Origin of the sequence: Flavobacterium algicola, assembly GCF_022399565.1 — a bacterium.
Lineage (GTDB): Bacteria > Bacteroidota > Bacteroidia > Flavobacteriales > Flavobacteriaceae > Flavobacterium > Flavobacterium algicola.
Genome location: NZ_JAJTUT010000002.1, coordinates 489500 through 513254 on the forward strand (window position 1 = coordinate 489500; position 23755 = coordinate 513254).

The 23755-nt window shown below is 32.8% G+C and carries 20 protein-coding genes; 11 read left to right on the forward strand and 9 right to left on the reverse strand.

Annotated features, from left to right (window positions below; translation table 11 throughout):
* Nucleotides 1–13: 13 nt before the first annotated feature.
* The 3 genes from LXH21_RS08865 to LXH21_RS08875 form a co-directional block, all read right to left on the reverse strand.
* Nucleotides 14–916 (reverse strand): leucine-rich repeat domain-containing protein, encoded by a 903-nt coding sequence (locus tag LXH21_RS08865; protein WP_239864863.1) that lies wholly within the window; start codon nucleotides 914–916, stop codon nucleotides 14–16.
* 54 nt (nucleotides 917–970) lie between these two features.
* Nucleotides 971–3136 carry an alkaline phosphatase PhoX gene (locus tag LXH21_RS08870; protein ID WP_239864865.1) on the reverse strand — a complete coding sequence of 722 codons (2166 nt, stop codon included), beginning with the start codon at nucleotides 3134–3136 and terminating at the stop codon, nucleotides 971–973.
* A gap of 132 nt (nucleotides 3137–3268) precedes the next feature.
* Entirely contained in the window at nucleotides 3269–5104 is a 1836-nt protein-coding gene (locus LXH21_RS08875; RefSeq protein ID WP_239864867.1) for a cytochrome-c peroxidase, read from the reverse strand.
* Between the two features lie 323 nt (nucleotides 5105–5427).
* Here LXH21_RS08875 and pfkA point away from each other — a divergent pair, with 323 nt between their 5' ends.
* The 4 genes from pfkA to LXH21_RS08895 all read left to right on the forward strand — a co-directional run bounded on the left by pfkA (nucleotide 5428) and on the right by LXH21_RS08895 (nucleotide 8857).
* Entirely contained in the window at nucleotides 5428–6414 is a 987-nt protein-coding gene (gene pfkA, locus LXH21_RS08880) for a 6-phosphofructokinase (RefSeq protein ID WP_239864869.1), read from the forward strand.
* An 82-nt stretch (nucleotides 6415–6496) separates the two neighbouring features.
* The gene (gap, locus tag LXH21_RS08885) at nucleotides 6497–7501 is read left to right on the forward strand and encodes a type I glyceraldehyde-3-phosphate dehydrogenase (protein WP_239864870.1); all 1005 of its coding nucleotides are present in this window, start codon (nucleotides 6497–6499) and stop codon (nucleotides 7499–7501) included.
* 117 nt (nucleotides 7502–7618) lie between these two features.
* Complete coding sequence (locus tag LXH21_RS08890; protein WP_239864872.1) at nucleotides 7619–8473, forward strand: N-acetylglucosamine kinase; 855 nt, start codon at nucleotides 7619–7621, stop codon at nucleotides 8471–8473.
* A gap of 12 nt (nucleotides 8474–8485) precedes the next feature.
* Nucleotides 8486–8857 (forward strand): methylglyoxal synthase, encoded by a 372-nt coding sequence (locus tag LXH21_RS08895; protein WP_239864874.1) that lies wholly within the window; start codon nucleotides 8486–8488, stop codon nucleotides 8855–8857.
* Here the strand turns inward: LXH21_RS08895 and LXH21_RS08900 are convergent.
* Both LXH21_RS08900 and LXH21_RS08905 read right to left on the reverse strand, forming a co-directional pair.
* The gene (locus tag LXH21_RS08900; RefSeq protein ID WP_239864876.1) at nucleotides 8847–9227 is read right to left on the reverse strand and encodes a RidA family protein; all 381 of its coding nucleotides are present in this window, start codon (nucleotides 9225–9227) and stop codon (nucleotides 8847–8849) included. The two genes, LXH21_RS08895 and LXH21_RS08900, sit on opposite strands and share 11 nt — an antisense overlap.
* 71 nt (nucleotides 9228–9298) lie before the next feature.
* Entirely contained in the window at nucleotides 9299–11977 is a 2679-nt protein-coding gene (locus LXH21_RS08905; protein ID WP_239864878.1) for a putative LPS assembly protein LptD, read from the reverse strand.
* Nucleotides 11978–12110: 133 nt separating this feature from the next.
* On the opposite strand from LXH21_RS08905, the gene LXH21_RS08910 reads away from it, so the two are divergent.
* From LXH21_RS08910 to LXH21_RS08935, 6 genes are all read left to right on the forward strand, one after another.
* Nucleotides 12111–13262, forward strand: coding sequence for an N-acetylmuramoyl-L-alanine amidase family protein (locus LXH21_RS08910; protein WP_239864879.1), 1152 nt, complete (start codon nucleotides 12111–12113; stop codon nucleotides 13260–13262).
* Between the two features lie 50 nt (nucleotides 13263–13312).
* On the forward strand, nucleotides 13313–14281 hold the full coding sequence (locus LXH21_RS08915) for an MlaD family protein (protein WP_239864881.1): 969 nt from the start codon (nucleotides 13313–13315) through the stop codon (nucleotides 14279–14281).
* A 189-nt stretch (nucleotides 14282–14470) separates the two neighbouring features.
* Nucleotides 14471–15778, forward strand: a complete 1308-nt coding sequence (locus LXH21_RS08920; RefSeq protein WP_239864883.1) for a (Fe-S)-binding protein — start codon at nucleotides 14471–14473, stop codon at nucleotides 15776–15778.
* A gap of 146 nt (nucleotides 15779–15924) precedes the next feature.
* The gene (locus tag LXH21_RS08925; RefSeq protein WP_239864884.1) at nucleotides 15925–16716 is read left to right on the forward strand and encodes a (Fe-S)-binding protein; all 792 of its coding nucleotides are present in this window, start codon (nucleotides 15925–15927) and stop codon (nucleotides 16714–16716) included.
* A 77-nt stretch (nucleotides 16717–16793) separates the two neighbouring features.
* Nucleotides 16794–17474 carry a TIGR02117 family protein gene (locus tag LXH21_RS08930; protein ID WP_239864886.1) on the forward strand — a complete coding sequence of 227 codons (681 nt, stop codon included), beginning with the start codon at nucleotides 16794–16796 and terminating at the stop codon, nucleotides 17472–17474.
* Nucleotides 17475–17563: 89 nt separating this feature from the next.
* Nucleotides 17564–18046, forward strand: coding sequence for an ABC transporter ATPase (locus tag LXH21_RS08935; RefSeq protein WP_239864888.1), 483 nt, complete (start codon nucleotides 17564–17566; stop codon nucleotides 18044–18046).
* A gap of 132 nt (nucleotides 18047–18178) precedes the next feature.
* Here LXH21_RS08935 and LXH21_RS08940 read toward each other — a convergent pair whose 3' ends face one another.
* Complete coding sequence (locus tag LXH21_RS08940; RefSeq protein WP_239864890.1) at nucleotides 18179–18691, reverse strand: lactoylglutathione lyase family protein; 513 nt, start codon at nucleotides 18689–18691, stop codon at nucleotides 18179–18181.
* A gap of 120 nt (nucleotides 18692–18811) precedes the next feature.
* Here LXH21_RS08940 and LXH21_RS08945 point away from each other — a divergent pair, with 120 nt between their 5' ends.
* On the forward strand, nucleotides 18812–19129 hold the full coding sequence (locus LXH21_RS08945) for a winged helix-turn-helix transcriptional regulator (RefSeq protein ID WP_239864892.1): 318 nt from the start codon (nucleotides 18812–18814) through the stop codon (nucleotides 19127–19129).
* Nucleotides 19130–19262: 133 nt separating this feature from the next.
* Here the strand turns inward: LXH21_RS08945 and LXH21_RS08950 are convergent, their stop codons facing one another.
* The 3 genes from LXH21_RS08950 to acs all read right to left on the reverse strand — a co-directional run bounded on the left by LXH21_RS08950 (nucleotide 19263) and on the right by acs (nucleotide 23563).
* The gene (locus tag LXH21_RS08950) at nucleotides 19263–20642 is read right to left on the reverse strand and encodes a sensor histidine kinase (RefSeq protein WP_239864901.1); all 1380 of its coding nucleotides are present in this window, start codon (nucleotides 20640–20642) and stop codon (nucleotides 19263–19265) included.
* A 77-nt stretch (nucleotides 20643–20719) separates the two neighbouring features.
* Nucleotides 20720–21388, reverse strand: a complete 669-nt coding sequence (locus tag LXH21_RS08955; RefSeq protein ID WP_239864904.1) for a response regulator transcription factor — start codon at nucleotides 21386–21388, stop codon at nucleotides 20720–20722.
* 264 nt (nucleotides 21389–21652) lie between these two features.
* Nucleotides 21653–23563, reverse strand: a complete 1911-nt coding sequence (gene acs / locus LXH21_RS08960) for an acetate--CoA ligase (RefSeq protein WP_239864912.1) — start codon at nucleotides 23561–23563, stop codon at nucleotides 21653–21655.
* Between the last annotated feature and the right edge of the window lie 192 nt (nucleotides 23564–23755).

Below are 23755 nucleotides of genomic sequence, written 5' to 3' on the forward strand. Positions count from 1 at the left end.
ATCTATTTTGCGATTAAAAATATACATTTGCGTTGGGAATCATAGCTTTTATTTTTTCAATGGTTTCTATATCAATAGGATTACCAGTTAAAATTAATGTCTTAAGATTCTCTAGCTCTTGTATTTCCTGCGGTATTGTAGTGATTCTATTGTTCGCCAGACTGATACTGACAACACTTTTTAGATCTTTTATATTTTTCGGAATCTCAACGATTGCATTATTGCTCAAATTGATATATTCTGCATATTTAATTTTAAATACCTTTTCGGGAATTTTTACGATATTATTTTTTTGCAGCTCTAAATATTTAAGATGCTTTGGTAATTTTATAGCACCAAGATCATTAATCTGATTTTCGGAAAGATTTAAATACTTCAAATTTTTAATCTTAAACAGACTATCAGAAACAAAACTTATCTGATTACTCTGAAGATTAATCTCTTCTAAAGTAGGAATTTGTAACAAAGCTGAAGGGAAACTACTTAAATTATTGGATTCAAAATGAACAACTTTTAAATTTTTAAGATTAGTAATCTCTTCATTTATAGCCGTTAAATTATTTAAGTTTATCGAAAAAGTCTCTAAATTTTTTAATGAACCTATATCGTTTGGAATAAAAGTGAGATTATTGGCATTTAGATTTAGATACTTCAATTTGCTTAAGGTAAATACTGATTGATCAATTTTTTCTAAATGATTCCCCATAGCATTCAAGAAAAATAAGGATTCCATTTTTATTAGGTCAGGAGGAAGGTTGTATAAACCTTTATCTCGTAAACTTATACTGTAAACAGGAAGTTCAGACTTTAAAGCAGTTTCAATATCAGTATAAGTTGGATATTTGATAGGGTCAATTTGTGCTGCGGCAGTACTAATATAAAGTACAAAAGTAAGTAGTGAAATAGATTTTTTCATAAATAGAAAAACTGCCAACATGAATATGCTGGCAGTTAATAATAAAATTAGTAATTACTTTTTAAGCAGTTTTATAGTTTTTTGAAAACCATCAGCTTCAAGGTGTAACAATAGAATATTTGATAACTCCAATTGTCTCGTTAAATCAAGTTCAAGCGATGATGTAGCATCTGTATATTTTTTTTGGAATACAATCTGACCCAATAAATTATAAGCAGTGACGCTTAAGTTTTGCAAATTACTTGAATTAATAGTTACTAACCCAGTTGTAGGGTTTGGATTTACAATGACCTCATTTTCAATCTTATTATCGATTATCCCTAAGTTTGTATCTTTACCTAAATTTTGTTTTAGAGCAATAACCATGGTAGCAGACTTTCCTTTATAGTCAATAACTTTACCTGAGGCATCTGTATCAGTGGCGATACTAGCACTCGGATGCTGAATAGAGAAAAATCCAAATTTATGATCAGGAGTAAAAGTAAGTCCAGTAGGCTCAGACCCGATAGGCATAGAGGCAAAAAGTCTAACTTTTGGGTTAGCTATAGTATGATCTGGAGCAATTACCCAAATATAATTTTTTCCACCATCTTGCAATACCCATAAGTTCCCCAATTCATCAAAAGTTAGATTGTCATTTCCAGAGCCCCATGTTTCAGATTTTATTCCGTCTGCAGTTTCAAAAGAATATACAGTTGATGATCCTCCTGCAAAAACTTCAACTTCAGAAGCTTTTGCACCATCATCCTTCATACGATATACTTTAGCTAAACCTTTTGCTGCGAAGTAAACTTTATTATCTAAGGGCCCAATTTCAATATCTTCAATTCCATTAAAACGAGTACCTCCTAGCGATTCTGCCAGAGCTGTTGTATTGTTCTGATCGGCTTGCGTTTTATTTGGTATCTGGATCCAAGTAGCCGTTTTACCCACTGGATTACCACTAGTAATTCCATTATCTAATTTTAAAACATATAAATCACCAGATGATAAGTCATTGGGAGTATCCATAACATATTTATACACCATATGAGTACCTCCATCTTCTCCGTAGTAAGCAATTGTTCCTGAATTATTGATAACCACGTTTTCATGATTCATAATTCCCATTTGCCATAATTTTCCTTTGCTTCCATTTGCGTTCTTAGAAACTACTTGAGCAGTAGCAGGATCAATTTCGACTAACCAACCATAATCTTTGTAACCGTCACCATTGGTGTCATTACCTGCCACAGACTCTTCGGCCGTTACAACTGTTCCCCATGGTGTTATTCCTCCAGAACAGTTTCTAATGGTCTGTACTAAGCTAGTCTCAGAAAAATCAACTGCTCTAGATTTTGTTACTTCCCAAAGTTTAGAATTAGCGTTGAAATTTACTTCTGCAATAGAAACACCTCCTGGATTTGTTTCATGGTTGATAGATAAATAACCATCAGTACTACTTGCTACTCCAACTGATTTTTTGGCTACAAAAGCTGTAAAATCATTTTGAGCTCCTACAAATCCGCCGCCTTCGGTATAATTATCCCCCTCTTTAATAATCATTTGAAAAGTTAATTCTGAAGGAATAATTAATTTTGAAGTTTGTGCTGTAGGTACGATTGAAGTAAAACAGCTAATGTGATTTCCATCAGTACAAGAAGAGGCAATAGGAGGCAAAACAACTGCAGTTGCTGTGTTTTTAAGATAAGCATCCATTCTTAAATCAGAACTTCCTGCTCCTCGGTTATGCAATTCGATTGATAATCTATTTGTGCCCTCTACAAATTTTGATTTAGGGATAGAGAAAATATTGTAAACACTTTCATCAGCACCATCTATCGTACTATTTGAAATTGTAGCGTAGGTTATCGTTCCTTCTGGCATGTTGTCTCTAAGAATTTCGACACCATTTAAGAAAACGACAATACCATCATCTCTCATAATTCCCAATTCCATTGTTGTACTTAAGTCCGATAGATTTATACTAAAATCTTTCGAAAAGTAAGCTGTGTTTAATGGTTTGGTGATAGTAGTTGTAACGGGGTCTCCGTAACCCAATGGACCGTTTCCTGAAAGCCAGGATGAATTATCAAAACTTGGTGTTTTCCATTGGTCTACTAGCTGTACTCCTTTGTCATCGTACTTCCATAAAGAACCTTCACTAAAAACTGTCTGAGAATGCAGGACCGAACTTGTAGCCACTAAAAGCGTTGCGATTGAAAATAATTTTGTTTTCACTTGTTGTATGTTTTTATTTGTGTGAACAAAGTTATTTTTTGATCAAGTGTTGTCTGTTATGTCAGGTTTAAATAAAGCCGTCAAAGATTAGTAAAACATTAGGGGATTGTTAAGGTGGTTAAGAAAAGGTTATTACTCTTTTGTTTTACTAATGTCGGTCAATGTATTAATAAATGCAATAAGCTGGTTAATTTCAACTTGATTTAGATTCAACTTTTCGGGTGATAAGGTTTGATTTTCAATTGCGACTCCCATGCCTTCCGCACCACCTTCATTGTAGAAATTGATAACCTCTTCCAGAGTAGAGAAGGCGCCGTTGTGAAAATAGGGTTTTGTAAGTGCTGCATTTCGTACGGTCATCGTTTTAAATGAATTTTCATAAATCCATGATTTTTCTTTTTGTACTGTACTCATTATTCTACCTCTATCAGGATCTAACTCAATTGGAATTGCTTGCAATGGATTTCGAGTAACTCTCAAAACTTCCGATTCGTTTTCATTAAAAAATGGAGGGACGAGGCCAGAAAATAGTGGAGCGTAATGGCAAGTAGCACAATTTGCCTTCCCCATGAACAGATTATAACCTTTTTTTGCATCTTCATTTATGTCTTTTTCATTACGCATAAATTGATCAAAATCACTGTCAAATGAATGTAAGGAAGCCACATAAGAACTTAATGCTTTAGAAAAATTTTGTTTGGTGATTTTACTGCTTTTAAAAGCCTTTTTAAATGATCTTTTATAAATGGTGCTTTTGTTTAATTTCTCTATAATGCTTCCGTAACTCGTATTAAACTCTTGTTCGTTATAAATTACATGTTCTACTTGTTGCTCTAAATAGAAGGCGCGCATATCATAGAAAAATCTTTTAGCAAAAACAGCATTATACAATGACGGTGAGTTGCGTAAAACTGTTCTTCCTTCTATATTACTTAACGATTTTGGTTGCAAATCGGTAAAAGCATTTTCCGGTAGATGGCATGAAGCGCAACTCATTTTATTATTATTGCTTAAATCGCGGTCATAAAAAATCATTTTCCCCAAAGCTCTTAATGCATCACTGTCTTCTTCTTTCTTTAATAATGTATAGGAATAAGGATCTAGAAAATCACTACTAAAAAAGTTTACATTTTTAATATTCCAGCCAGAAATGCTTTTTAAATCGTCAGCTCTATTATCCCATTTTCCTACTTCTTCATACAATGGTTGAAGGTAATTTTTATAAAATTGTATGCGATCAAATGTATCGAAATTATTGTTTTTTGAAAGGTAATCTATATTATCAAGTAATAAGAGCTCTGCTTTTGAGGTGTTGTAAGAGCGAAAATATTCTTCTGCTCTAATGTAGTTAAGCATTCCAGATAAAGCGTGTATCGATTCTTCAAATACGTTTAAAGATCCTGGCGTGTCAAATCCGGTGATCCCCATTGTATATATTTTAATCAGTTCTAGGCGCAGTGGAATCGTTTTATTAGTTCCATTCGATAGACCATTTTTTTTCGAACTTAAATAAAAATCGTTAAAATTATTATATAATATTGCTGCAGTTTCTACAATTAAATCTTTTTCTGCATCACCTATTGTGTCAGAAAAAATTATTTCATCTAGCACTTGCAATCCTTCTGGTGGTACTGTATTTGCAGCAGTGCCTGTAGCTTCGATATGAAATAAAGGGGCGGCGTTAAGGTGTGTTTTCGAAAATTCTGGATAATGATAAGCGATATAAAATTCGATTTCTTTGTACGAATTTCTAGTTTTTTTTAGTGTAGCTTGTAGTGTCTCGGGCGTAATTTCATTTGCTTGAAACAAACGCGTATCTGTTTGTAATTTGAGTAAATGTTCTCTAAAACTTAATAATTCTTGCTGAATGTAAGTTTCCGTATTTTGATACTCGCTACCAGTAGGATAGAAAGACATAATTGTAAAACCAAAGACAAAGAGGGTAAGCAGCAGTAAAGTTGACTTCATGAAATTTTTGAGTTCAAAATTACGTCACGAATATTATTCCTATTTTAAATGAAGTTTAAATAATTGCCAAATTTTATTAAAATTCAATAAATACAATGCGCGCATTTTCTAAAAACAATTTTGATAAATTAATAATAATCTGAATTATTATTATATAATTATTCTAATTATGTTAATTTGTTATACTTATTAATGTTTTATTGAAAACTTATTAACGAAAACGTTTGAATTTCCTGATTTCGTGTAATTTAGTATTTCATAAGGCTTAAAAGTGCTATTTGTTTCTTAAATTTACATCTTAAACTAAAAACAAACTGAAAATAATGACACAAAAGATCAAAAAAATAGGAGTGTTGACTTCTGGTGGTGATTCACCAGGAATGAATGCCGCTATTCGTTCAGTCGTTAGGACTTGTGCTTTCCATAATATTGAATGTATAGGTATTTATAGAGGATACCAAGGAATGATAGAGGGTGACTTCAAAGAAATGGGTCCTAGATCTGTTAATAATATTATCAATAAAGGAGGGACAATTTTAAAATCAGCTCGTTCTGCTGAATTTAGAACTCCAGAAGGAAGAAAGAAAGCACATGAAAATTTAGTAAAAGCTAATATTGATGCTTTGGTTGTTATTGGAGGAGACGGTACTTTTACAGGAGGTTTGCTTTTTAACTCTGAATATAATTTCCCAGTAATGGGAATACCTGGTACAATTGATAATGATATCTTCGGAACTAGTTACACATTAGGCTACGATACGGCATTAAATACCGTTGTCGAAGTTATAGATAAAATTAGAGATACTGCTAGTTCACATAACAGACTGTTTTTTGTCGAAGTTATGGGAAGAGATGCAGGGCATATCGCTCTTAATGCAGGAATTGGTGCAGGTGCAGAAGAAATTCTTATTCCTGAAGCTGATTTAGGTTTAGACAGATTATTAGAGTCTTTAAAGAAAAGTAAAGCATCTGGAAAATCTTCTAGTATTGTAGTAATTGCGGAAGGTGATAAAATTGGTAAAAATGTATTTGAATTAAAAGATTATGTTGAAGCTAATTTACCAGAATATGATGTAAGGGTTTCTGTTTTAGGTCATATGCAACGTGGTGGAGCACCATCTTGCTTTGATAGGGTACTTGCAAGTCGTCTTGGGGTAAAAGCAGTTGAGTCATTGTTAGATGGCGTATCAAATTTCATGGTAGGTTTAAGTAATGATAAAGTAAATCTAACACCATTAGCGCAAGCTATAAAAGGAAAATCAGAAATTGATAAGGAATTATTGAGAGTATCTGATATCATTACTACATAAAAAAAATAATGCAAAGCAACTCGTACTTAAAGGTATGCTGTTGCTTTTTAACTTAATAATAAATAATAAATAAATTAAAGAAATGTCAAAAGTAAAATTAGGAATAAACGGTTTTGGTAGAATTGGTAGAATTGTTTTTAGAGAGTCTTTTAACAGAGATAATGTAGAGGTAGTAGCAATCAACGATTTATTAGATGTTGATCACTTAGCTTACTTATTAAAATATGATTCAGTTCACGGTGGTTTCAAAGGTACTGTTGAAGTGAAAGAAGGAAAACTTTTTGTAAACGGAACTAACATTCGTGTAACTGCAGAAAGAAATCCAGCAGATTTAAAATGGAATGAAGTTGATGTTGATGTAGTTGCAGAATGTACTGGTTTCTTTACAACTGTTGAAACTGCAAATGAGCACATCAAAGGTGGTGCTAAGAAAGTTGTAATTTCTGCTCCATCAGGAGACGCTCCAATGTTTGTAATGGGAGTAAACCATACAGAAGCAAAAGCGACTGATTTGGTTGTTTCTAATGCATCTTGTACTACTAACTGTTTAGCTCCATTGGCTAAAGTTATCAATGATAACTTCGGAATCGTTGAAGCTTTAATGACTACAGTTCATGCTACAACTTCAACTCAAATGACTACTGATGGTCCTTCTAGAAAAGACTGGAGAGGTGGACGTGCTGCTTCTGTAAACATCATCCCTTCTTCTACAGGTGCTGCAAAAGCAGTTGGAAAAGTAATTCCAGAATTGAATGGTAAACTAACAGGTATGGCTTTCCGTGTACCTACAACAGATGTATCTGCAGTAGATTTAACTGTAAAAGTAGCAAAAGAAACTTCTTATGAAGAAATCATGGCTGCTTTAAAAACTGCTTCTGAAACTACAATGAAAGGTATCCTTGGATATACTGAAGATTTAGTTGTTTCTCAAGATTTTGTTGGTGATTCAAGAACTTCTATCATTGATGTAAACGCAGGAATTGGATTGAACTCTACATTCTTCAAAATCATCTCTTGGTATGATAATGAATATGGTTATTCTAGTAAATTAATTGATTTATCTGTACATATTACAGGATTGAAATAATCAATTAATAATTACAAAATAAAAAATCCCGTTATTATTAATTAACGGGATTTTTTTATATTCGAGAAAAAATTTATCTTTCATTAAATTAATGAATAACCGACAAAACCAATTAAGATGAGATTATTAGTGGATAGTGGTTCAACCAAAGCTGATTGGATCGCGATAGATGATAGTGGGAAAGTATTATTTACTACACAGACTTTGGGTTTAAATCCAGAAGTTTTGAGTAAAGAAGTTATAATAGAACGTATTAATGACCGTTTTGATCTTCAACAAAGTAAAGACGATGCAACGCATTTGTATTTTTATGGCGCAGGATGTGGAACAGATAGAATGAAGGACTCATTAACTGCTGTTTTCAAAGAATACTTTACAAATGCATCAACAGTTGTTGTAGAAGAAGATACTTATGCTGCTGTGTATGCAACAACACCAAGAGATCAAAAAGCAATTGTTTGTATTCTAGGGACAGGTTCTAATTGTAGTTATTTTGATGGTACTGTATTGCACCAAAAAGTACAATCATTAGGATATATTATTATGGATGACTGTAGTGGTAATGTTTTTGGAAAAGAGCTTATCAGAAAATATTATTTCAATAAAATGCCAAAGGAACTAGCAGTAGAATTTGAAAAAATCTACGATATGGAACCTGATTTTATTAAAAATAAATTATACAAAGAGCCAAATCCAAATGCTTATATGGCAACATTTGCTAAGTTCTTAATCCAACACAAGGATACTGAATTTTGCAAAAAAATTATTATGAAAGGAATGAAGTCTTTTGTGAAAAATTATGTTAAACAGTATGATAATTGCAAAGAAGTACCCGTACACTTTGTAGGTTCTATTGCATATTATTTAAGAGACGAACTGCAAATTACTTTCGATAAGTACGAACTTCAGTTAGGAAACGTTTTAAGAAGACCAATTGATGGTTTGATTGCGTACCATGTTGCTAATAAATAAATGTCAGGTAAGATGGAAATAGCGATTATTGCTCACGATGGGAAAAAAGTAGATATGGTGCAGTTCTTGAATAAGAACATTGCAATTCTACAAGCCGAAAAAATTAAAATTATAGCTACTGGTACTACAGGGGGTAAAGCAGAAAATGCAGGATTTAAAGTCAAAAAAATGCTTTCTGGGCCAATGGGTGGGGATGCACAAATTGCAGCGAGAGTTGCAGAAGGTAAAACTAAAATGGTTTTATTCTTTAAAGATCCCTTGGCAAGTCACGCTCATGAAGTTGATATTAATATGCTACTTAGAGTTTGTGATGTGCACAATGTGCCGATTGCTACCAACGAAGCCTCGGCACAGTTGTTACTAAATGCTTTAACTATTGAATAGCAATCATCGAAATTTCGATATTTACATTTTTTGGTAAACAAGATACTTGAACCGTTTCACGAGCTGGAGCGGTTTTTTCGTTTAAATAGGAACCATAAACACTATTGATACTTGTGAAGTCATTCATGTCAGTAATAAATATTGTTGCCTTTACAACATTCTCAAATGTCATACCGGCCGCTTCTAATACTGCTTTCAAATTCTCCATTACTTGTTTGGTCTCTGCAACGATAGTTTCGTTGATTAATTCTCCAGTTTTAGGGTCTAGAGCGATCTGACCAGAGATATAAAGCGTATCATTACTTAGTACTGCTTGATTGTAAGGACCAATAGGAGCAGGAGCATCTTCTGTAAATATAATTTTTTTCATAATAGGTGTTTTAAAATAAGTACTGTTTACGTTTAGATATTGAATTTTTTAAAGATAAATAAAAATAATTACTAGCGAGTTGTGGTACTGTATTTATCCCATTTGATATCACTAAGAATACCCGATTTTATTCCGATAAAGAAATTCCAATTTGAATTGGTACCAAAAGGAGTTAAATTTAAACTCATTCTCCAGCTCATCAAATCACGTTCAAATCGCAACTGCGTATATGATACTCCCTTCTGTACGAAATCGTAACCAGTTGAAACTCCAACTTTCCATTTTGGTGTCAAATCGGTATTAGCAGAAATCATCACCGAGTTACCAATTATACTGTTCTCTCTATTCGTATTACCATAAGTAAGTGAATATGCAAAGGTCATGTCCCAAGGGATTTTAGAATTAAAAAATTCTGACACCAAATCATCACCTTCTTCTTCGCTACCATCAAATTGACTTTTGTTATTACCAAAGCCCGAAGTGGTACCAAATAAGTCGTCTTCACGACCTCCATTTCGCGTGGTTTGCGTATTCTTATCTTTTGTTTCTTTGTCCTTACTTGTAATTGCATAGTTCAAAGTCATATTGGCACTTGTCATTCTAAATAAACTTCCTCCGTTGTCAACATTAAAAGTGTTTATTCTATTTCCAGAATTATCGATAGCATATGGATCTAATGTTGCTCCAAAATTCATGTTTAATTTTTCTTTAAACAGCTGCGTACCACCACTAACACGCACTGGTGACCATGCCAATGTATTAACACCGTCAGCGTTTAAGTCATAGCTAGTTGATAAATTTAAATTATTTATCAGCATTATTTTTTTAGGTTCTACTTTAGTACTATCTCGATCAGTTACTTTAGCTTCAAACGTATTACTAATCGATATACCCAAGTTACTAGAATTTGTTAGACCAGGCGCTCCATAAATACCATCTTCAAATCGAGAATATTGTGCCATTGTACCACTTGCATCGGTTGCATAAGTGTCATAATATTTTTCAAAACTTGGGGTATAGCTGTAAGACAAAGCAGGTCGCATTACGTGTCGAATTGATTTTATTTTTTTGTCTTCGCCAAAATTAAATGTTCCGTAAACTGTTGTACCTAAACTAGAAGAAAAGTTGTAAGAACGGTATGCGTCAAACCCGTTTTGTACTTCATCAACAACAGCACTTTTATCTGTATCGTAATATCTATTTAATGTTTTAATGTACCAAACTTCTTCATAATTTGCAGAGGTAGTAGCACTAAAATATTTAAATAACTTAAAGTTGGTACTAATAGGAATTGTATGCTGTGCTCCAACTTTTGCATCATTAAACATTTGCGATTTAAAAAATAAGGAGTCAGTTGTGGTAATGCTGTTCTGAGCATTTAAGTTGTACTGAAGGTTAATGTTCTTTATAAACCCTTTTTTGACGTCATTTTTACCTGCGAAGGGATAAATACGATCAACACTCATTTGCAGTGTTGGTAGCGTCATATCAATAACTTCTGTTTGGGTATTTTGTGAATGAGTTGCTGTAAGTGATAAGCGTACTTCTGGAACCGAATTAAAAGTTTTAGAATAGGACACAGAAGAACTCAAAGTATTATTTAATGTTGACCCGACATTTGCTTGATTTATTGACTGGTCGAAGTATTTACTACTACCTAAGTTGACAGATGCTGAAAAGCTTGAATTTGGATTAGCTTTTGCATCTCTTGAATGTGACCATTGAATATTATAAATTTTTTGAAGCGCATAATCGGGATAACCGCGTTCACTTGTAATTAAGTTCTCATATCTTAAATTAACATTTCCTCTGTAACTGTACCTTTTGGCATAAGAAGACTCAAATCGAAGTCCATAACTTCCATTCGTATAATAATCTCCAAGAACCGTCAAATCATATTGATCGCTTAAAGCAAAATAGTAACCTCCATTTTGTAAAGAGAAACCACGGGTGTTCGAATCGTTGTAACTCGGTAAAATAATTCCAGAGATGCTTGTTTCCTTACTCATAGGAAAATAAGCAAAAGGCAGAGCGATAGGAGTAGGTACATCGGCGATAACCATATGTGTTAGCCCTGTAATTACTTTTTTTCCAGGTATGAATTTAACTTTACTAGTTTGAAAATAATATTCAGGATTTTCTACATTGGTAGAAGTGGTAAATCGAGCCCCTTTTAAAAAATAAACGGAATCATTTTCCTTTTTTGTGATTTGAGCTTTTACTTTAAACTCTCCTTGATCTGTCCTGGAATTCCAGATTAAAGCTTTTTTTGTTTTAAAGTTGAATCGAATAGAATCTGGCTCAATTACATTATCTCCCTGTTTGAAATTTGGATATTGGGTAAGTTTCCCAGTTGAATCTTTAATTCTTCCGGCATATACTTCATTTTTTTCATAGTCTAAGACGATAATTCCTGACTTTAATTCAATATCTTGATAATAAAGTTCTGCCTTGTCATATAAAGTGATATGTTTCTTCTTTTGATCAATTCGAGAATATTTTTCTGCTTTGTACTTTACTTTCCCTTCAAGAATCGCTTTATTTGTTTTCAAGCTATCTATCTTTTTTATTGTATCAGCAGGTTTTTCTGGTGTTAGTTTTAGCGCGCTAGCTGTTTTGTTTGCTGTATCTGCTTGTTTTACAGCAGGTATAGCAGTTGTTTTTTTGGGTAACTCTTGAGAATATAAAGAAATACATCCTGAGCTAAAGAGTAACGAAAACAAAACGATATTAAATAAGTTTGTCTGCAAAGGTTTAAATACTATTTTTGTAAAAATTATGGCTCGCTATTTGAACGGCAAACTTACATATTATTTTTTGCCAAAAATAATCAATTGCTCAAATTATAAGGGTAGCTTTTTAATTAAATTAACTTTATCAAGTATGAACACTTTCAATAAGATCAAAGTAATAATTACTTTTCTGACTATTTTAATGACTATTACGACTTATGGACAGTCCAATAGTTTCAAGGTTACACTTGATGCAGGGCATGGTGCTCACGATTTTGGTGCCGTTTATAGTGGACATGTAGAAAAGAATATTGCATTAGCTATAGTTCTAAAAGTAGGGAAGATGTTAGAAGCTTATCCAAAAGTTGATGTAAACTACACTCGTAAAACTGACGTTTTTATAGATTTGGTCGAAAGAGCAAATATAGCCAATAGAGATAATGCTAGTATATTTGTATCAATACATTGTAATGCTAATAAAAACACCTCTGCTGCGGGAACAGAAACCTATGTTATGGGTATGAATAAAATTGCTTCCAATCTAGAGGCGGCTAAGAAAGAGAATTCGGTAATCACACTGGAGAAAGATTATAAGAGAAAATATGAAGGTTTCGATCCAAACTCACCTGAAACTATGATTGGAATGAAATTGATGCAGGAGGAGTATTTAGAGAACAGTATTTCGCTTGCGAGTAAGGTTGAGGATGAATTTGAGAAGCTAGGTAAAATTATTAGAGGAGGAGGAGTAAAACAAGCACCATTTATGGTTCTCCATAAAGCCTATATGCCAAGGATTTTAATTGAAACTGGGTTTATATCTAATCCTAAAGAAGGGGCTTTGTTGGATTCTGAAAGTGGTCAAATGGAAGTAGCAAAAGCAATTACAAATGCCATTATGCGTTACAAAAATGAGTATTATGGTTCTGGAGGAGAAGCTGAAACTGTAAAGGTAGCACCAAAACCTGCAGAAAAGCCAGTTGCGGTTTCCAACTCTGTTCAAAATACAATCGACTCTATTAAATCGAAACCTGCCGCGACACAATCTAATTCTGATGCTGTTTTTAAGGTTCAAATCAATGCAATTAGTAAAAAATTGCCTTTAGTACCTAAGAATTTCAAAGGTTTAGATAATATTTCAGTAGATTACGAGAATAAATTATACAAATATATGTATGGTAAAACTTCCGATTATAATGAAGCAAAAAAGCTACTAAGTGAAGCAAAATCAAAAGGTTATCAATATGCTTTTATTACCGCGTTTGTAGGAGGAAAGAAGGTAAGTGTACAAGATGCTATCAAATAAGCTAAGGATATATATTTATTTGTATTAAATTTGTAATAAAAACATATATTTTGAAATTAACGAGAGAAATAAAAACAGCGATCTTGGTCATCGCATCGATATTATTATTTATTTGGGGATACAGTTTTTTAAAAGGTAGAGACCTTTTTTCAAATTATAAAACTTTCTATGTAATGTACGATAATGTAGAAGGTTTAGCGCCATCTGCACCCATAACATTAAACGGTTTGGTGATTGGAAAATTAAACGGAATTACAATTAGCGAAACTACAGGGAAATTAGTAGTTGAACTTCAAGTTAAAACTGATTTTCCTATTTCAAAGTCTAGTAGTGCCATTATTTACGAGCCAGGTTTTATTGGTGGTAAACAAATTGCTATTGAACCTAATCTTGCAGACAGTCAGCTAGCTGAAGACGGAGCATTGCTTTCTGGTACAGTGCGAAAAGGTCTAACTCAGAAATTGGGAGATCAATTAGTTCCATTACAAGAAAAAATAGAAAAGTTGATTGTTAATGCAGACCAATTGATTACTGGAATCAATAATGTATTAGATACGAAAGCCCAAGCAGATCTTAAAAGCAGTTTAGCAGATTTAAGCCAGACCATGAAGCAATTCAACAAAGCTTCTGCAAGCATGAATAGTATTTTGGACCAAAATAAAGGTCAGATTAAAGGTATTGTTACCAATTTTGATAAAATCTCTGGTAATTTTTCTAAAATTTCTGATTCTATTAACAAAGCTAACATTGCGAAAACTATTCGTAATCTTAATGCCACTTTAGGGAAGGTAAACACTATAATATCTGGAATGGAAGCAGGTCAGGGAACTATGGGTAAATTATTGAAAGATGATGCATTATATGATAATTTTAATGATACTTCGAAAGAGTTAGAATTATTACTTCAAGATGTTCGTCTACATCCTACGCGATATATTAATGTTTCTGTATTTGGTAAGAAAGATAAACCTTATGTAGCACCTACAGCAAAAGACACTATCTCCAACACTGATAAATAAACAGTAGTAATACAATTGTATCTTTAAGAAAGTTAATTAGTGGATAACTCAATTAATAGTTATAGACAGATTTAGGATTGGGCAATTATTGTCGATTTATTAAATTTGTAATACGATTAATGGTGGAATGCACTATTACCTATCTTTGTTAGCATACTTTAAACAATAACAAACAGTAAACATAAACATATGGATTATTTAGATAATTTGTTTTTTGCTATTTTATTAATTTGTGGTTTTGGTTACTTTTTTACGAACATAAAAAAAATCAAGCGCAATATTAATTTAGGTATTGCTATTGATCGTACGGACAACCCTTCGGCTAGATGGAAAAACATGGCTATGATTGCCTTGGGACAATCTAAAATGGTAAAAAGACCAGTAGCAGGAATTCTTCATATCATTGTTTATGTTGGTTTTGTAATAATTAATATTGAATTACTTGAAATTATCATTGACGGATTGTTTGGTACTCATAGAGTTTTCTCATCTATGGGAGCTTTATACGGTCTGTTAATTAGCTCTTTCGAAATTTTAGCATTATTAGTTTTAGTGGCAGTAATTGTATTTTGGATTCGAAGAAATGTAATCAAACTAAAACGTTTTATCAATCCAGACCTAAATGGGTTTCCGAAGAATGACGGAAATTACATTCTTTATTTTGAAATGGTCTTAATGACTCTTTTTCTAGTTATGAATGCAACTGATACACATTTCCAGTTATTAAATTCAGGGAATATTGTTTCGCAATTTATAACTCCTATCTTTTCTGGAGTTTCAACAAGCAATCTGCACTTAATCGAAAGAACTGCATGGTGGTTACACATAAGTGGAATTTTAGTTTTCTTAAATTACCTTTACTTTTCTAAACATCTCCATATTTTATTAGCTTTTCCTAATACTTATTTTGCAGATTTAAATCCGTTAGGTGAGTTGAGTAATCTTGAAGCGGTAACAAATGAGGTAAAATTAATGATGGATCCAAATGCAGATCTTTTTGCTACACCTGTTGCTACTGAAGGTGATGTTCCAGCTAAATTTGGAGCTAGCGATGTTCAAGATCTAAACTGGGTGCAATTACTAAATGCTTACACTTGCACAGAATGTGGTCGTTGCACATCATCCTGCCCTGCCAATCTTACGGGTAAGAAATTGTCGCCGCGTAAAATTATGATGGATACTCGTGATCGATTAGAAGAAGTTGGAAGGAACATAGATGCTAATAAAGGTGTTTTTATTCCAGATAATAAAACCTTATTAAACGATTATATCACTCCAGAAGAATTGTGGGCATGTACTTCGTGTAATGCTTGCGTAGAGGAGTGTCCTATTAATATTAGTCCTCTTTCAATTATCATTGATATGCGTCGTTACTTGGTAATGGAACAAAGCGCAGCACCAATGCCTTTAAATGCTATGATGACAAATGTTGAAAATAATGGAGCACCTTGGCAATACAATCAGCAAGATCGATTAAACTGGAAGAACGAAAGTTAGAAATTTAACTATATCTTTTTTATTCCAAAAAATCTAATTTGTCATATGCGGTATTGGGTTTGTGGGCAATCTTCATCTCTACCACATGTAGTCAATAAATAATAATAGTTATACTTTAAACAGTTCAACAATATAAAAATAGAATCATGTCTGAAAATTTAATCGTACCTACAATGGCAGAAACGCTGGCACAAGGCAAACAACCAGAGGTTTTATTTTGGGTAGGATGTGCAGGAAGTTTTGATGATAGAGCAAAAAAAATTACCAAAGCTTTTGTGCAGATTCTGAACCGCGCTAATGTACCCTTTGCAGTTTTAGGTACAGAAGAAAGTTGCACTGGTGATCCGGCAAAAAGAGCTGGAAATGAATTTCTGTTCCAGATGCAGGCAATGATGAATATCGAAGTATTAAATGCGTATGAGGCAAAAAAAATAGTTACAGCTTGTCCGCATTGTTTTAATACATTAAAAAATGAGTATCCAGAGTTAGGTGGTCAATATGAAGTAGTTCATCATACGGAATTTTTAAAATCATTACTAGACGATGGTAGGTTGACTATTGAAGGAGGACAATTTAAAGGGAAGAGAATCACATTTCATGATCCTTGCTATTTGGGAAGGGCCAATAAAGTATATGAGGCACCAAGAGAATTGATTAGAAAATTAGATTCTGAATTAGTCGAAATGAAACGTTCTCGTGCTAATGGTCTCTGTTGTGGAGCTGGTGGTGCACAAATGTTTAAAGATGCAGAGCCTGGGGATAAAGAGGTGAACGTATTGCGAACAGAAGATGCACTAGAAACTACTTCAGAAATTATAGCGACAGGTTGCCCATTTTGTAATACGATGATGACTGACGGAATAAAAAACAAAGAGAAAGAAGGAGATGTAAAGGTGATGGATATTGCAGAGCTAATTGCAAATGCTCAAGATCTTTAAAAACAGTATTTTAATTCCGAATTGTAATAAATTAATTTGTTAATTAAAAGGGTTAAAATAAATAAGATTATTAGTTTATGTATTTAAAGATAGCACTGAAATTTTTACTATTTTCTGTAGCAACGGTATTTGTTTTAGCTGCCTTCTATCTTTTGATATCATTTATTTTATCAAAGATTCAAGTGAGCGGAGAACTTACTACAAAAAAAGAAGTTGAAATTTACATTCAGTCAAATGGGGTACATACAGATATCGTTATGCCTGTAAAAAGTTCCCAGATTGATTGGAGTAAAGAAATAAAATATTCACATACAAAATCAGCTGACAGCAGTGCACAGTATGTGGGGATGGGCTGGGGAGACAAGGGTTTTTACCTAGATACACCAAATTGGTCAGATTTGAAAGCTTCGGTTGCATTTAACGCTGCTTTTGGTTTAAGTACGACAGCTATACATGCTACCTTTTACAATAAAGTGATTGAAAATGATTTATGTGTTAGGATAGTGATCAGTCAAGACCAATATGCAAAATTAATAGCCTATATAACCAAGAGTTTTAAAAAAACTAACGATGGTCATTTTATTGTAGTAGAAACCGATGCTAATTACGGCAATACAGATGCTTTTTATGAGGCAATAGGTAGCTATAGTTTGTTTTACACTTGTAATACTTGGACAAACGAGGGGCTCAAGGTTGCAGGACAAAAAGCATGTTTGTGGACACCTTTTGATTCAAGTATATTGGCTTTGTATCAATAAAATAAGATTTTATGTTTCGAACATAATAACAACAAATAAAATTGAAATTATTAAAATAGATTTTTTAATCGATAATATATAACAACATCATGTACATACCTTTTGAAAATTTACCAGAAGAATCCAGAATTTGGATATACCAATCCAACAGAAAGTTTTCTGATGTTGAGATGGCAGATATAGAAGCAGATTTAAAAGTTTTTTTAGAGAACTGGGCAGCTCACGGCACAAGCTTAGAGTCATCATATCAGTTAAAATACAATAGATTTATTATTCTGGCAGTAAACCAAGATGTACAGGCAGCTACCGGTTGCTCAATTGATTCTTCAGTTGAATTCATTCAAAGTTTAGAAAAGAAATACAACGTAGATTTACTAGATAAAATGAATGTTACTTTTAAGCAAGGGGAGCATATTGCACACAAACCATTAATTGATTTTAAGAAAATGGTTAAAGACAAGTCGGTTACCGAAAATACAATTGTTTTCAATAATCTTATAAATAATGTGCAAGAATTTAATGAAATTTGGGAAGTTGAGGCTATGGACAGCTGGCACAGTCGCTTTTTTTAAGAAGCGCATAGACTATATAAACAAAAAATGAGACTTTAAAATAGTCTCATTTTTTGTTTAAAGTAATGATAAATTATCTCACTTTAATAATTACACTAATAGATTTCAAGAAAAAAAATGTTTTCTAATTTATTATGAATTATAAGCTCCTGAAGAATAAGTTAATTCATAACTATGCGTGTAAACTTCAAATACAATTCCGAAAGGATCTTGTACGTAGCACATTCTATAAGGTTTGTCGTTAGGATAGTATTCTCTAATTGGCATCCTCTGCTTTCCTCCATAAGCTACAATTTTTTCAACCAGTTCTTCGATATTTGGATCTTGAATACAAAAGTGAAATAAACCTGTGTTGAACGGATTGAATTCAGGAGCTTCTTTTACTCCGTGAGGGAATGAAAACAATTCAACTCCGATTCCGTCTGATGTAGATAAATGAGCAATTTCAAACTCTTCCCAATCACGACCAAATACATCGATGCACATTTGTCCGATTGCCGTTTCTTCTTCTTTTTTAATTACTGATGGCTCCATTATTACATACCAGCCCATAACTTCAGAATAGAATTTTACGGCTTCTTTAATATTGGGAACGGTGATTCCGATATGTGAAAATGATTTTGGATAATTTTTATTAGTCTCCATATATATTATTTTTAAGTACAAAATTACTTTATATTTGCCTTATTGGCAATAACTTACCAAAAAGTGTTATAGTTACCTAAAGGGGTTAATTGCAGGTTTACAGATAGTTAAAAATAAATAATGATTGAAATAATATATTGTCCGCTGAATTATACAATGAATTTAATTGGTACCAAATGGAAACCTTTAATTTTATTTTATTTATTAGATGGTCCTCTGCGCTCTGGAATTTTACAAAAGAAAATAAACGGAATTTCAAATAAGATGTTTACACAGACGGTGCGTGAGTTGGAAAATGACGGACTTGTTGATAGAATCATTTTCCCGGTTGTTCCTCCCAAAGTGGAGTACAAATTGACTGCAAAGGGAAATTCTCTCGAGTCAATATTACATAGTTTAGATCAATGGGGTATTGATCAAAATAATAGAGAGTCTTAATTTATTTTTTAAATACTTTAGAGCTTTTCTTTTTGAGATAATTATAATGAATCTATAGATATATATAAGGCATTATATAAATTGGTATCATCTAGATTGTATTTATGTGTACGATTTTAGATACAGCTTTGTTTTATTTGAATTTTAAAATAAATCTACTGCCTTTGTTTTCTATACTTTCTATGGCTATCGCAATATTTAGTAATTCGCTTAATCTCTTTACGATAGAGAGTCCTAAACCAGTTCCCTTGATACCCTTATCAAACTGATTTTTGGATCGGTAAAATGGATTGAAAACTTTTTCCATGTCAGTGGAGGAGATACCAATACCTTGATCTATTACATGGCATTCTATTTTCTGATCTACCGCATGTATTTCAATACATACCGGCATTTCTACGTTCGAATATTTTAAGGCGTTTGATATAAGGTTATTTAATATAATTGAAAGTAGGTAATCATCAGAATTTATAATTACGGGACCTTGCGTAAAGTTTTTAATCTGTAATCTAATTGATTGATTTTCTTGATTTTTTCTTTCAACAATTTCTATTAATTCAGATACGAGGTCGAAAGACTTAATGACGATAGATTGCTTTTGGTCTTCGAAGCGAGCGAGTAGTAATAATTGATCGACTAGCTGATTGAGTCGGTTTACTTCGTTAATGCAATACTTGATTTTATCGTGGTATTCTAATTCTGTTCGAGGTTTTCTAACTAATACTTCTAGTGTTCCCTTAATGATGGTCAGCGGTGTGCGCAATTCGTGTGAGGCATCAGATGTAAACTGTTTTTCTCTGTCAACAGCATTTTCGATTCGATTCAGCAAATTATTTATTGTGTCTGAGAGGATATATAGTTCATCTTTATTTTGTGGTAATGGAATTCTAGCAGATAAATTATTTCTTGTTATTTTGTCAGAAGTTTTAATTATTGCATTGATTGGCTGGATACTTCTTCCAGCTATTAATCTTGCGATAAGAAAAAGAACTAGTAAGATCAAAGGATAGGATACTGTTAATATATCAGCCATATCATTTAAAACAATCGAAGTACTTTCTAGAGACATTGCTATCACTAGGTAGCCAATAATTTGTTCACCTTCTAAAATTGGTACCTGAATTTGTCGAATCTTTGCTTTGACAATGGTAGCATCAAATAATTCGTAAGCTACTTTTTGATCATTAAAAGCAAGTGTATGTTTTTTAAGATTGGGTGATTTTTCTATTAACTGTTTATTGCGGTCAAGAAATTCGATGAAAACTGGATTAACATCAACGGTGTTGTGCTCTCGTTCTTTCCATTCTTCAAGATGTATCAGTTTGTAATGACCATCCTTTATTGTAATTTCATTCAAATGATTTTTGACCTCTTTTAAAATATCATTATTTAAATGTGCATTTACATTTGTCTTTACAATGGTATAAATTGAAAAAAAAACAACAAATATTAATATAGCTGTCGTAACAATATAGTAAAATGCGATTTTATTTTTAAATGAAAGTGGCTTCATGTAGTTACTTTATAATAATAATTATGTGAGATTATCTTGGTGTCATTTGGTAGTTGAAATTCATAGTTAAAGTTCTTTCAAATTAAATCAGATACAATATAACCAACACCTCGAATGGTCTTAATATAATCCTGTTCCACTTTTAATTTTAATTTCTTTCTAATGGCATTTATAAACACATCAATAACACCGGTATCATAATTAAAATGAATGTCCCAAACTTCCTCAATAATATTTTTGCGCGTACATACTTTTCCTTTGTTAAGCACCAAATATTTCAATAATTCAAATTCTCTTTGTGTTAATGAAACTTCTTGTCCTAGATTGGTAACAGTATATTCGTCGATATTAATTACTATGTCACCTAAATATAATTTTGGTTTGCTCTTTTTATTTCGAAAATGAACATTGATACGTTCTAATAATTCTCCAAAATCAAAAGGTTTTTTGATGTAATCATTTGCGCCTGCTTGCAACCCTTGAATAGTCTCCTGAGTTGTATCTTTGGCAGTGAGAAAAATAATAGGTGTGGTTTTATTTGTATTTCGAAAAATTTTACAAATTTCTAACCCTGTCATTTTTGGTAACATCCAGTCTAGTAGTAAGAGATCAAAATTTTCTTTTTGAGCTGCTTCTAGCCCCAATAAACCATCAGAAGCTGTAGTTATTTTATAACCTTCCTCTTCAAGTCCTTGCTGTAAAAATTGTGTGATACCCAGTTCGTCTTCTACAATTAATATTTTCATTATTACCTATTGCTACATGAATAAATTGAACATTACTTCACAAACTTAAGTAAAACCAAATTAATTGCGGCTTCAGTTATCTATCTTAAGTAAATTTTAAGCAATGTAACACACTTGTGATAATTTTAATTTGCGACAATGCTCTGAATTAAAAGTGGCTGATTTTTGTGGTAAAATTTGTCAAGCGATAATCTACCATATTATAGCAAAGAAAAAGGCCCAAGAAATACATCTTGAGCCTTTGGCTTTATATCGAAATAGAGATTATTCTATTCTTCCTTCTTTAATTTCATTAACGATTTCAGGATTTAGCAAAGTTGTTGTGTCTCCAAAGTTAGAGAAATCGCCTTCTGCAATTTTTCTCAATATGCGACGCATAATTTTACCTGATCTTGTTTTTGGTAATCCAGAAACGTACTGAATTTTATCCAGTTTCGCAATTGGTCCGATATGTCCAGAAATGTGATTGTTGATTTCGGTAAATAAATTCTCTTTGTTTCTTAATTCTCCTGTTTCTTTTAGAATCACAAAGCCATAAAGAGCTTTTCCTTTTACATCATGAGGGAAACCTACGATGGCACTTTCTGCTACAGCGGGATGTTCGTTAATAGCATCTTCAATAGGAGCGGTACCTAAGTTGTGACCTGATACAATTACAACATCATCAACACGACCCGTGATTCTGTAATAACCAACTTCATCACGAAGAGCAGCGTCACCTGTAAAGTATTTTCCTGGAAACTGAGAAAAATACGTTTCTTTATAACGATCGTGATCTCCCCAAATAGTGCGTGCAATTCCAGGCCATGGGAATTTGATACACAAACTACCTTCTTGTTGATTTCCTTCGATTTCGTTACGTCTCTCATCCATTATTACTGCTTGTACTCCTGGTAATGGTAAAGTTGCGTAGGTGGGTTTGGTTGGTGTTACAAAAGCCAAAGGCGCAATCATAATTCCACCCGTTTCTGTTTGCCACCATGTATCTACAACTGGGCATCTTTTTGCACCCACATGATCATTGTACCAGTGCCAAGCTTCTTCGTTAAGAGGCTCTCCAACTGATCCAATCACTTTTAATGATTTGAATGGATATTTCAACACAAAATCCAAACTTTCCTTAGCCAGCGCTCGGATTGCCGTTGGAGCAGTATAAAATTGTGTGATTCTGTGCTTTTCAATAACTTCCCAAAAACGACTAAAGTCAGGATAGGAGGGAACTCCTTCAAAAATAACTGTTGTTGCACCATTTAATAATGGGCCGTATAAAATATAAGAGTGTCCTGTAATCCAACCAATATCGGCAGTACACCAGAAAATATCATTTTCTTCGTAGTTAAAAACGTTTTTAAATGTATAAGCAGAATACACCATATAACCTGCAGTGGTATGTACCATACCCTTTGGTTTACCTGTAGAACCAGAAGTGTACAATATAAATAATGGATCTTCTGCATCCATGATTTCTGCCACACTATTATCTGACGCTTCGTCTAATAATGGTTGTAAATAGATATCTCTATTTTCTTTCATATTAATAGCAGTGTTGGTTCTTTTTACAACCAAAACTTTACTTACAGATGGGCATTTCTCTAGTGCTTCATCAATAATTGGTTTCAACTCTATCGTTTTACTTCCACGGAAACCACCATCAGAAGTTATAACCATTTTGCATTCACTATCATTGATTCTACTCGCTACTGCAGAAGCTGAAAAACCTGCAAATACAACAGAATGAATAGCTCCTATACGAGCACATGCAAGTACAGAAACAGCTAATTCTGGAATCATAGGTAAGTAAATACAAACTCTATCTCCTTTTTGAATTCCTTGATCGCGCAACACATTTGCCATTTTACAAACACGTTGGTGCAATTCATTATAGCTTATATGTAAAGCCTCTTCATTTATATCATTAGGTTCAAAAATGATTGCTGTTTTCTCCCCTCTTTTATTCAAATGTCTGTCGATACAATTTTTTACAATATTGACCTTAGCACCTGCAAACCACTCAATTTCAGCCTCTGCCATATTAAACTCTACTACTTTATCCCATTGCTGGTACCAAGTAAAGTTTTCTTCGGCGATTTTTCCCCAAAATTTTCTAGGTTCGCGCACTGATTTATTATAGTGCTTGAAATATTGTTCTAAATTGTCTATTTTGTAATAACTCATCTTTTCAAATTTTGCATAAATATATTAAAACTCTATTAATTCTTGAATAAAAAAATGAAATTCAAAAAAATCAATCAAAAATCAAGTTTTGTAAAACTAATATTTTTTTTTATCATTCACTAACTAGGATGTGAAATCCCAACAAATTCGGTTAAAATTTATGAATTTTTTTACTATTCGATAAATTTAGAA

What these genes read in the sequence shown, in the direction of transcription:
- LXH21_RS08865 (WP_239864863.1), bottom strand. Translation starts at nt 916, where the DNA reads ATGAAAAAATCTATTTCACTACTTACTTTTGTACTTTATATTAGTACT.
- LXH21_RS08875 (WP_239864867.1), bottom strand. Translation starts at nt 5,104, where the DNA reads ATGAAGTCAACTTTACTGCTGCTTACCCTCTTTGTCTTTGGTTTTACA.
- pfkA (WP_239864869.1), top strand. Translation starts at nt 5,428, where the DNA reads ATGACACAAAAGATCAAAAAAATAGGAGTGTTGACTTCTGGTGGTGAT.
- gap (WP_239864870.1), top strand. Translation starts at nt 6,497, where the DNA reads ATGTCAAAAGTAAAATTAGGAATAAACGGTTTTGGTAGAATTGGTAGA.
- LXH21_RS08890 (WP_239864872.1), top strand. Translation starts at nt 7,619, where the DNA reads ATGAGATTATTAGTGGATAGTGGTTCAACCAAAGCTGATTGGATCGCG.
- LXH21_RS08895 (WP_239864874.1), top strand. Translation starts at nt 8,486, where the DNA reads ATGGAAATAGCGATTATTGCTCACGATGGGAAAAAAGTAGATATGGTG.
- LXH21_RS08900 (WP_239864876.1), bottom strand. Translation starts at nt 9,227, where the DNA reads ATGAAAAAAATTATATTTACAGAAGATGCTCCTGCTCCTATTGGTCCT.
- LXH21_RS08910 (WP_239864879.1), top strand. Translation starts at nt 12,111, where the DNA reads ATGAACACTTTCAATAAGATCAAAGTAATAATTACTTTTCTGACTATT.
- LXH21_RS08920 (WP_239864883.1), top strand. Translation starts at nt 14,471, where the DNA reads ATGGATTATTTAGATAATTTGTTTTTTGCTATTTTATTAATTTGTGGT.
- LXH21_RS08925 (WP_239864884.1), top strand. Translation starts at nt 15,925, where the DNA reads ATGTCTGAAAATTTAATCGTACCTACAATGGCAGAAACGCTGGCACAA.
- LXH21_RS08930 (WP_239864886.1), top strand. Translation starts at nt 16,794, where the DNA reads ATGTATTTAAAGATAGCACTGAAATTTTTACTATTTTCTGTAGCAACG.
- LXH21_RS08935 (WP_239864888.1), top strand. Translation starts at nt 17,564, where the DNA reads ATGTACATACCTTTTGAAAATTTACCAGAAGAATCCAGAATTTGGATA.
- LXH21_RS08940 (WP_239864890.1), bottom strand. Translation starts at nt 18,691, where the DNA reads ATGGAGACTAATAAAAATTATCCAAAATCATTTTCACATATCGGAATC.
- LXH21_RS08945 (WP_239864892.1), top strand. Translation starts at nt 18,812, where the DNA reads ATGATTGAAATAATATATTGTCCGCTGAATTATACAATGAATTTAATT.
- LXH21_RS08950 (WP_239864901.1), bottom strand. Translation starts at nt 20,642, where the DNA reads ATGAAGCCACTTTCATTTAAAAATAAAATCGCATTTTACTATATTGTT.
- LXH21_RS08955 (WP_239864904.1), bottom strand. Translation starts at nt 21,388, where the DNA reads ATGAAAATATTAATTGTAGAAGACGAACTGGGTATCACACAATTTTTA.
- acs (WP_239864912.1), bottom strand. Translation starts at nt 23,563, where the DNA reads ATGAGTTATTACAAAATAGACAATTTAGAACAATATTTCAAGCACTAT.